This window comes from Gluconacetobacter sp. (assembly GCF_047721585.1).
In the GTDB taxonomy this organism is placed as follows: Bacteria; Pseudomonadota; Alphaproteobacteria; order Acetobacterales; family Acetobacteraceae; genus Gluconacetobacter; species Gluconacetobacter dulcium.
In genome coordinates, this window is record NZ_JBDNXE010000146.1 from 1 (window position 1) to 8,848 (window position 8,848).

Annotated in this window: 8 protein-coding genes and 1 riboswitch; of the genes, 1 reads left to right on the forward strand and 7 read right to left on the reverse strand. The window is 68.2% G+C overall.

Annotated elements, in window-relative coordinates:
• Positions 1-80: 80 nt before the first annotated feature.
• From ABF821_RS18180 to ABF821_RS18210, 7 genes are all read right to left on the reverse strand, one after another.
• A complete protein-coding gene (locus tag ABF821_RS18180) occupies positions 81-2,672 on the reverse strand; it encodes an MMPL family transporter (RefSeq protein ID WP_415531090.1) in 2,592 nt (863 codons plus the stop codon).
• Between the two features lie 246 nt (positions 2,673-2,918).
• Positions 2,919-3,923, reverse strand: a complete 1,005-nt coding sequence (locus ABF821_RS18185; RefSeq protein ID WP_415531091.1) for a lysylphosphatidylglycerol synthase domain-containing protein — start codon at positions 3,921-3,923, stop codon at positions 2,919-2,921.
• A 68-nt stretch (positions 3,924-3,991) separates the two neighbouring features.
• On the reverse strand, positions 3,992-4,474 hold the full coding sequence (ribH, locus tag ABF821_RS18190; RefSeq protein WP_415531093.1) for a 6,7-dimethyl-8-ribityllumazine synthase: 483 nt from the start codon (positions 4,472-4,474) through the stop codon (positions 3,992-3,994).
• Between the two features lie 10 nt (positions 4,475-4,484).
• On the reverse strand, positions 4,485-5,756 hold the full coding sequence (gene ribB, locus ABF821_RS18195; RefSeq protein ID WP_415531094.1) for a 3,4-dihydroxy-2-butanone-4-phosphate synthase: 1,272 nt from the start codon (positions 5,754-5,756) through the stop codon (positions 4,485-4,487).
• A complete protein-coding gene (locus ABF821_RS18200) occupies positions 5,741-6,358 on the reverse strand; it encodes a riboflavin synthase (protein WP_183010549.1) in 618 nt (205 codons plus the stop codon). The genes ribB and ABF821_RS18200 overlap by 16 nt, the downstream gene beginning before the upstream one ends.
• Entirely contained in the window at positions 6,340-7,368 is a 1,029-nt protein-coding gene (ribD, locus tag ABF821_RS18205) for a bifunctional diaminohydroxyphosphoribosylaminopyrimidine deaminase/5-amino-6-(5-phosphoribosylamino)uracil reductase RibD (protein ID WP_415531097.1), read from the reverse strand. Before ribD ends, ABF821_RS18200 begins: the two co-directional genes overlap by 19 nt.
• A gap of 152 nt (positions 7,369-7,520) precedes the next feature.
• A riboswitch (FMN riboswitch) is annotated at positions 7,521-7,688 on the reverse strand.
• Positions 7,689-7,782: 94 nt separating this feature from the next.
• Positions 7,783-7,989: an entericidin A/B family lipoprotein gene (locus tag ABF821_RS18210; RefSeq protein WP_182974391.1), complete on the reverse strand. Its 207-nt coding sequence runs from the start codon at positions 7,987-7,989 to the stop codon at positions 7,783-7,785.
• Between the two features lie 110 nt (positions 7,990-8,099).
• Here ABF821_RS18210 and ABF821_RS18215 point away from each other — a divergent pair.
• Positions 8,100-8,848: serine hydrolase domain-containing protein (locus ABF821_RS18215; RefSeq protein WP_415531096.1), on the forward strand; the 749-nt coding region annotated here is incomplete at its 3' end.

Below are 8,848 nucleotides of genomic sequence, written 5' to 3' on the forward strand. Positions count from 1 at the left end.
CGGCTGAACGGTCCTTTATCGCTCAACGCGACAAAAAAATCATAAGACAAGCCCTTGCGGGAATAGAGGCGCAGTCGGCCTTACCGCTCGTCGATCGCCCGCTTGGGCAGCAGCGCCGGCACGAAGATCAGCGTAGCCAGCAGGGTGCAGGCCAGCGACAGCAGCAGCAGCCGGCCCATGCTGGCGGTGCCCGGATGGTGCGACGCGGCCAGCGAGCCGAAGGCGGTGCTGGTCGTCAGGGCCGAGAACAGCACGGCCCGCGCCGTCGGGCTGGAAAGCGGCGCGCGCACCCCCGCCCGCCAGTTCATGACGAAATAGATGTTGAACGACACCCCCACGCCCAGCAGCAGGGGCAGGGCGATGATGTTCGCGAAATTGAGCTGCTCCGGCACCAGGACGATCAGGATCACCGTCATCAGGGCCGAAAGCAGCAGCGGCGCCAGCACCAGCGCCACGTCCAGCACCCGGCGCAGCGCCACCAGCAGGATCACCGCGATCATGCCGATGGCCGACAGCGCCGCGAAGACGAAGGCGTGGACCATGGTGGCGGCGCTTTCCACCACTTCCACCGCCGGCCCGCCGGCATCGGGCGCCACGCGGGTGATTTCGTTCACATAGCGGCGCAACTCGGCGTTGCTGTCCATGCCCGCCTTGGGATGGATCGAAACGATGGCCCGGCCGTCGGGCAGCAGATAATCACGCCGGATCGACGGCGGCACATCGTCCTGGGTCACGGCGTGGGCGGTCAGCATCTGGCGCAACTGGTCCAACTGTCCGGGCAGAAAGCGGACCAGCGCGGTATTCGCCGCCATCAGCCGCTCGTCGGGCGCGTGCGACAGCCGGTCCAGCGCCGCCTGGATGCGGCGCAGCGGGTCGTGCGGGCCCAGCCGGTCCAGCACGGCACCCAGATCATGCGCCGATTTGGCGGCCGAGGCCCGCAGGGCGGCGGCATCCGGCGCCGGGCGCGGATTGGGCACCACCAGCGTCGGCAGCAGGATCGAAGCCGCATCCTGGATCATCGCCAGCTTGGGCGTCTGGTCGGCGGGCACCAGCGAGCCCAGCCACATCGCATCGTCCACCAGCGGCAGGCTGGCCAGCCGGTCGGCCAGCACCTGGGCCTGCTTCAGGTCGGGCACCAGCACCTCCGCGCCATAGGGCGAGGATTGCGGGTCCTTCATCAGCAGCTTCAGCGTGCGCATCCCTTCCGACTTCGGGTCCTTGGTATGCAGCGGGTCGGCATCGAAGGTCAGCACCGGGATCAGCGCCGCCCCCAGCACCGCCAGAAAGGTAAAGACGCTGAGAATCTGCGTACGATAGAGGCGCACCGCGCGGTCCGCCGGCCTGGCGAAGGCAAAGCCCGCCACCTGCTGGTCCAGCGGCGGATTGAACAGAAGCAGCAGCGCCGGCAGCAGGGTCACGGTGCAGATAAAGGCGATCAGCATGCCAAAGCCGGCGATCAGCCCCAACTGCGCAACACCGACAAAGGCGGTGGGCGTAAAGGCCAGGAAGCCGGCCATCGTCGCCATGGCCGCCACCAGGATCTGGTGGCCCGTTTCCTCACCCGTATGTTCCAGCGCCGTCCGGATCGGCGGAATCTGGCCCGAGGGCAGGCGCTGGGCGCGGAAGCGAACGGAGAACTGGATCGCGAAATCGACCGCGATGCCCACGAACAGCACGGCGAACGCCACCGAGATCAGGTTCAGCGTCCCGACCGCCAGGGCCGCGAACCCGGTGGTCAGCACCAGCCCCGCGACCAGCGTCACCACGATCGGCACGATGATCCGCCAGCTCCGCACCGCCAGGAACAGCCACAGCGTCACCAGCACCAGCGACCCCACAAGCCCCGCCACCATGCCTTCGGCAACGGTGGCGAACTCCTCGTCACTGATCTGCACATCGCCGGTCAGATGCACCCGCGCGTGGCCCGAACGCACGAATTCCAGCCCGGCGATCGCCTTGTGCATCGCGTCGCTGGCCTCGCCTCCCGGCTGGAACGATCCATAATCCAGATGCGGCCGGGTCACGACGAAGACATATTTGCCCGCCAGGTCGGCCAGGCTGCCGGCCAGCAGCCGCTCCCACGACAGGGGCTGAGGCGTGCCGTCGGCGGCCTGTTCCAGCGTGTCGGCAAAGCCGGTCAGCGCCGGCTGGAAAGACTTCAGGTCCGCCTGGCCCTGCGACACCCCCAGGGCGATCAGCGACAGCGCGTCGAACAGCCCGCGCCCCGACGGGTCGGCCGCCAGGCCGCCCAGGAAGGGTTGCGCCGTCACGGTCGTATCGAGCACCGAAGACAGGTTCTTCTGGTCCAGAAACAGCAGCCCGTTGCGCACGAAATAAGGATTGTCCTGCGGAATGGTCACCGACAGGAAATTCTTGTCATGCTGTAGCCGCGCGGCCAGTTCGCGTGCCGTGGCCATGGCCTCTTCCGGCAGGTCGGCGTCGATGACCGCCACCATTTGGTCCTGGTTCTGCGGAAACAGGCGCGCCAGTTGGTCCGACCGCTGCTTCCACGGCAGGGTGGAGGAAAACATCGTCCCGGTGTCGGTCGTGACATCCAGCCGCTTCATGCTGCACACGACCGCCCCCCCGACGAGCAGCGCGAACAGCACCAGTGTGAGCACGGCATGGCGGGAACAGAACGCCACAAGGCGACCGATCGGAATGGACGGCATGATTCGTAATTCAGCCCTTGAGGTACGAAAGGCGCGGCTGCAACGAAGGCGACGCCACGCGATGGGGGATCGTTTGGCCCATGATGATAACCGGATGCAAGGCGCATGTTCGGCATGCCGCCTTGCCTGTCAACGCGGAGGACGTCGTTTCGGTGTGTAGCACGGCCGCCGAAGGGAAGAAAAAACAGTGTTTTAAGACAGACTGTGACCTGCCTGCCGCGTCAGGCGCACATCCCAGGGGCCTCATCAGTGGCCGGGCAGGCCGACACCATGGTCCAGCTTGCGGCTCGGCCCTTGCCAGTGCGTTTCCATCCACTGCCAGCCGGCGAGTGCGGGCAGCCCCCAGGCGATCTCCCGCAGCCGCTTGATCAGCGACAACCCGATGGAGACCGCCGGCGGCAGACCGCACAGGCTGCCGACCAGGATGAACCCGCCTTCCGACACGCCCAGGGCGCCCGGCACGGCGAACCCGACCGATTTGGCCGCCTGTCCCACGCTTTCGATCACGAAACCGTGGGCGAGCGACCGGTCATGGCCCATGAAATGCAGGATCAGACAAACTTCGACCGCACCGAGGGACCATGCGACAAGCTGGCAGAAACCGGCCCGGATCGCATGGCCGGGCGCCGTGTACAGCCCCATGATCTCGCTATGCAGGCCCCGGATGCTCTCCACCCCCGTCCAGCCCAGATGGGCCGCGATGCGCACCAGCAGCCGCTCGACGACCGAAACCGCGCCCAGGCACTGGCTGCCGAGGCACACCGCTCCCAGCACCAGCGCCACACCCGCGCTTTCCACCAGCTCATCCGTTACGGATGACCGCTTGACCAGGCACAGCAGCAGCGCCAGCCCCATCAGGGTAAAGACCACCTGGCTCAGCAGCTCGATCGTCAGGTCGCAGATCGTCGCCGCCGCCGCCCGGCGCAGGCCAGGCCCGCGCCGCGCCAACAGCCGGGCCGAGATCACTTCCCCCCCAACCTGGGCAACCGGCAGCAGATTGTTCACGCCCTCGCGCACGCAGCGCAGCGCCACATAATCCCGCAGCTTCAGTTCGGGTTCATTCTGCCCGGCAATGACCTGCCAGGACCGGGCGGAGAGCAGGACCTGAATGGCATGAAACACGATCGCGGCCAGGATGCCCCAGCCGCCGACCATGACCAGATGCAGGATGGCCTGTACGCCGAAGCGGGACAGCAGCCAGAGCGTGAGCGCCATGCCGAACAATCCGGCGGCCAAAGTCACCAGCTTCATTCCGTGCTCCCGCGTTCCGGCCCCGCCAGACCCAGCGCCGGCCTCAGCCAGCGTGCAGAAGTAGCGTATCAGTCCTTGATTTTGCGTATCAAGGCCAGACTTTCCACACAGGCGGCCGCGGCCTCGCGCCCCTTGTTATGTTCGTCATGGCGCGAGCGCAGAACGGCCTGCTCGTCGGTGTAGGTGGTCAGCACGCCGAAGGCCACCGGCACCTCGGTCGCCAGCGACGCCTGCATCAGCCCGATCGCGGCACCGAGGCTGATGAATTCGAAATGCGCGGTATCGCCCTTGATCACGCAACCCAGGCAGATCACCCCCTCGTACCGCCCGGTGCGGGCCAGGGTCTGGGCCAGCAACGGCAGTTCATAGGCGCCGGGGGCATACAGCAGATCCTCGTCGGCGACGGTGATGCCATGCTCGCCCAGCCATTCCAGGGCGCCGTCGCGCAGGCCGTGGGTCACGGTTTCATTGAAGCGGCTCACCACCAGCGCCAGGCGCGGCGGCCTGGCGAAGGTGAGGTCGGGCGAGGTCGCGGGCTTGTTGGTGCTCATGGTCGGTCTTTCACTCGGCCGCGGCGTCGATCGCGGCAAAAAGCTGGTGCCCCATGCGGGTGCGCTTGGCATCCAGATAGGCGCGGTTGAAGGGGTTGGGCGCGATGTCCAGCGGCACGCGCTCGCGCACGGCAAAGCCATGCTGCGCCATCGCCGTGACCTTGGCCGGGTTGTTGGTCATCAGGTCCAGCGTCCGCACGCCCAGCGCGCGCAGGATCGCCCCGGCCGCCGTCCAGTCGCGGGCGTCGGTCTCGAAGCCCAGCCGGTGGTTGGCGTCCACCGTGTCCAGCCCACGGTCCTGCAAGGCATAGGCGCGGATCTTGTTGGCCAGGCCGATGCCCCGCCCTTCATGCCCGCGCAGATACAGCAGCACGCCGCTTTCCGCCGCGCCGATGCGCGCCAGCGCGGCCTGAAGCTGGGCGCCGCAATCGCAGCGCAGCGACCCCAGCGCATCGCCGGTCACGCATTCCGAATGCAGCCGCACCAGTGGCACCGCGCCGTGCTTCGCGGGGTCGCCCTTCACCAGGGCGACATGCTCCGTCCCGTCGGCGGCGCGAAAGGCATGGATCACCAACTCCTCGCCGCCATAAATGCTGGGCAGCGCGGCCTGGGCGACCTTCTCGATCCTTGGTTCGGACACGGCGGCGGCGGCGGCGGCGGCCTCGCGGGCGCGCAGCCACTCCACCAGTTCCGCGATCGACAGGATCGGCAGCTTGTGGCGCTCGGCATAGGGGCGCAGGTCGTCCATCCGCGCCATCGACCCGTCCTCGTTCATGATCTCGCAGATCACGGCGGCGGGCGCCCGGCCCGCCAGTCGCGCCAGTTCGATCGAGGCTTCGGTGTGGCCGTTGCGCGCCAGCACGCCGCCCGGCACCGCGCGCAGCGGAAAGATATGGCCGGGCGAAACCAGGTCGGCCGGGCCGGCACCCGGCGCCACCGCCACCTGGATGGTCCGGGCGCGGTCGGCGGCGGAAATGCCGGTATCCACGCCCTCCCGCGCCTCGATCGAAACCGTAAAGGCGGTCTCGCGCGGGCAGGTATTCACCCGCGTCATCATCGGCAGGCCGAGCTGCTCGACCAGCCCGGCCTCCAGCGGCAGACACACCAGGCCGCGCGCATGCGTGACCATGAAATTGATCGCGGCGGGCGTGACCAGATCGGCGGCCATCACCAGATCGCCTTCGTTTTCCCGATCCTCGTCATCGACCAGGATCACCATGCCGCCCGCGCGGATCGCGTCGATCGCGGTCCGCAGGCGCTGGCCCATTACCGGTACTGACATAGTGTCTCCACATATTTGGCAATCACATCCACCTCGACATTCACCGCGTCGCCGGGGGCCAGCGTGCCCAGGCTGGTATGGGTCCAGGTGTGTGGGATGATCATCAGGGCCACAGGAAATTCGTCCGGCCCGGCACCCGCCGTTCCGGTCTCGCCGATCTCGTTCAGCGTCAGGCTGATGCCGTCCAGGGTGATCGACCCCTTTTCGACCAGATAGCGGCGCAGCGCGGTGGGAATGGCAAAGACCACCCGCCGCGCCTCGCCGGCCGGCTCCACCGCCAGCAGGCGTCCGGTGCCGTCCACATGGCCCTGCACGATATGGCCCGACAGCCGGGTGGCCGGGGTGACGGCCCGCTCCAGGTTCACCCGCCCGCCCTCGGCCAGACGGCCCAGGCTGGTCCGGTCCAGCGTCTCGATGCTGATGAAGAAGGACGCATTGCCCGCGGCGTCGAATGCGGTGACGGTCAGACACACGCCGTTCACCGCAATGCTCTCGCCCATCGACAGGTCGCCGATGCCGGTGGCGATCGCGACATGCAGCGCGCGGTCGCCGCGCCGGGCCTGCGTGACGGTGCCCAGATGCTCTATGATGCCGGAAAACATGCTTCCCCTTCAGGCGCCGTCAGCACGGCCGCCAGTTCCGGGAACAGGCGCAGCGGCGTGTCCGTCCCCGTGCGAACGGCCACATCCAGCCGTTCGGTTCCATCCGGGCCGACCCCGATGGTCAGCCAGTCATCCCACAGCCCCGCCGCGCGCAGCGCCGCCAGCAGGCCCGGCCCGGCCTCGACCATGGCCCACAGCACGCCGGCCGCGCCCAGCATCTCGGGCAGGCGGGCGATGTCGTCGCAGGTCCGCACGTCGAACCCGCGCGCGACCGCGTTCGCGCGCCAGTCCGCCGGCACCCGGCCAGTGCGGTCGCACACGACCAGCAGCCGGGGCGCGCGGTCCGTATGGTCGGCCACCCGGCGCACATCCAGCCCCGGACGGTCGGCCAGTACCGTGCCGATGCCGGTCACGATCGCATCGGTCGCCCGGCGCAGAAGGTGCGCCAGCGTCAGGGCTGAATCGGAGGTAAAGGTCGTCCGCCCGGCGGGCGGGATCATGGAGCCGGCGGCATCCACCGCCTGCTTCACGGTCAGCCACGCCCGCCCGGTCCGCGACCAGTGGGCGAACGGCACGATCAGCGCCCGGCACGCGGCAGCCAGGTCCACGCTCTGGTCCAGCACCTGCACGGCACAGCCGCCGGCGCGCAGCCGGTCGATCCCGCCGCCGGCAACGCGCGGATTGGGGTCGGCCACGCCCACCCAGACGGTGCGGATCGGCGAGGCCAGGATGGCTTCCGAGCACGGGCCGGTGCGGCCGGTATGGTTGCAGGGTTCCAGCGTCACGACCGCGATGGCGGCGCGCGCCATCAGCCCCTGTTCGGCGCATTGCCGCAGCGCCAGCGCCTCGGCATGCGGCATGCCCGCGCGGTGATGGGCGGCGACGGTCAGGATGTCGCCATGGCGGTCCAAAATGGCGCAGCCAACGGGGGGATTGGGGGCGGTCGCGCCGACGAAGCGAGCGGCCTCGTCGATCGCGGCCCGAAAGGCCCGTGCGATGGGGGGAGGGATGGCCACGGACGCAGATCGACCGATCGGGGCATGCCCCGTTTGCTCGGATTGCGCATCGACCGCAGACATAGCCAAAACCAATGGTCCCATCCAGCGGACGGACCCGGGGCGCATCAACCCGACGACGCGCCACGAATGGCGCGCCTTGCGAGTGTCGTTCTCTCTCATCCGGACTATGACCGTCGGCTCCGGAATCACACCGGATCTGCTGTCCCCACCCGGCCAAAAGGCCAGATGGGCGCTCGCGGGCTTATGCGCGGCCGGCAGGACCGGGCGCACTTACCGCCGGTGGGGATTTTCACCCCGCCCCGAGAACGTCAATTTATCCGGCTACGGGAGCCGGCACGCCAATACTATTGGGCAAGGGCCCGCAGGAATGCAAGAGGCACCTGCGGACCGTCGCCCAATCGAGGATTATCGTTCCGACGCCCCGGTCGAGCGGGTGATCGCATTCTGCGAGGCCGTGGCGCCGCGCGACACGTTATGCCCGACCGAGCTGACATCCTGGCCGGCGCCGCGTACCGTATTGCAGGCCGACAGTCCGGCCGACAGCCCCAGCATCGCGACAACCAGCAGGGCCGTGCGGGCAATGCCGGATGCAGGGAAATGTGAATGGTCCATGGAAGCCTCTTTCAAGGATTGATATCACACGAGAAACTCCAATCACGGTCCAGAGTTCCCAACGGCTCTCGGCCTGTTACCCTGTTGGCGGATGGGAGCATGCCGAAACGATGAGACATTCCGGACGACGGACGATCCTGCGAACGATGCTGGCGGCTGGCGGGGCAGGGCTGACCGCCGCATGCGCCACCCCGCCCCCCCGGCGGTTCGCCGCGGTCGACCGGCTGGTGGACCGCGCGATCGCGGCGGGCCAAACCCCCGGCGCCGTGGTGGTGGTCGCCCATGGCGGTATGGTCGTGCATCACCGGGCCTATGGGCACCGCGCGCTGCAACCGCACGCCGAACCGATGAACGAGGCGACGGTCTTCGACATGGCGTCGCTGACCAAGCCGGTCATGACCAGCGTGGCCGTCATGCAGTTCTTCGAAGCCGGTGCCTTCCGGCTGGACGATCCCGTCTGCCGCTACCTTCCGGACTTCGCCCGCAACGGCAAAACGTCCATCACCATCCGCCACCTGCTGACCCATTATTCGGGCCTGCCGCCCGACCTCGACCTGTCCACGCCCTGGCAGGGCAAGGCGGAAGCGGTGCGCCGCGTCATGGACACCCGCCCCGACCACCCGGCCGGCGAGCGCTTCGTCTACAGCGACATCAATTTCATCACGCTGGGGCTGCTGGTCGAGCACCTGTCGCATCAGAATCTCGCCCAGTATGAGCACACCAACGTCCTCTCTCCGCTGGGGATGACACGGTCACGTTTCCTCCCGCCCCCCTCCTGGTACCCCACCATCGCACCCACCCCATTAGACGCACCAGGTGTGATTGTGGGGGGCAACGGCCCTGACCCCCACGCCCCCCC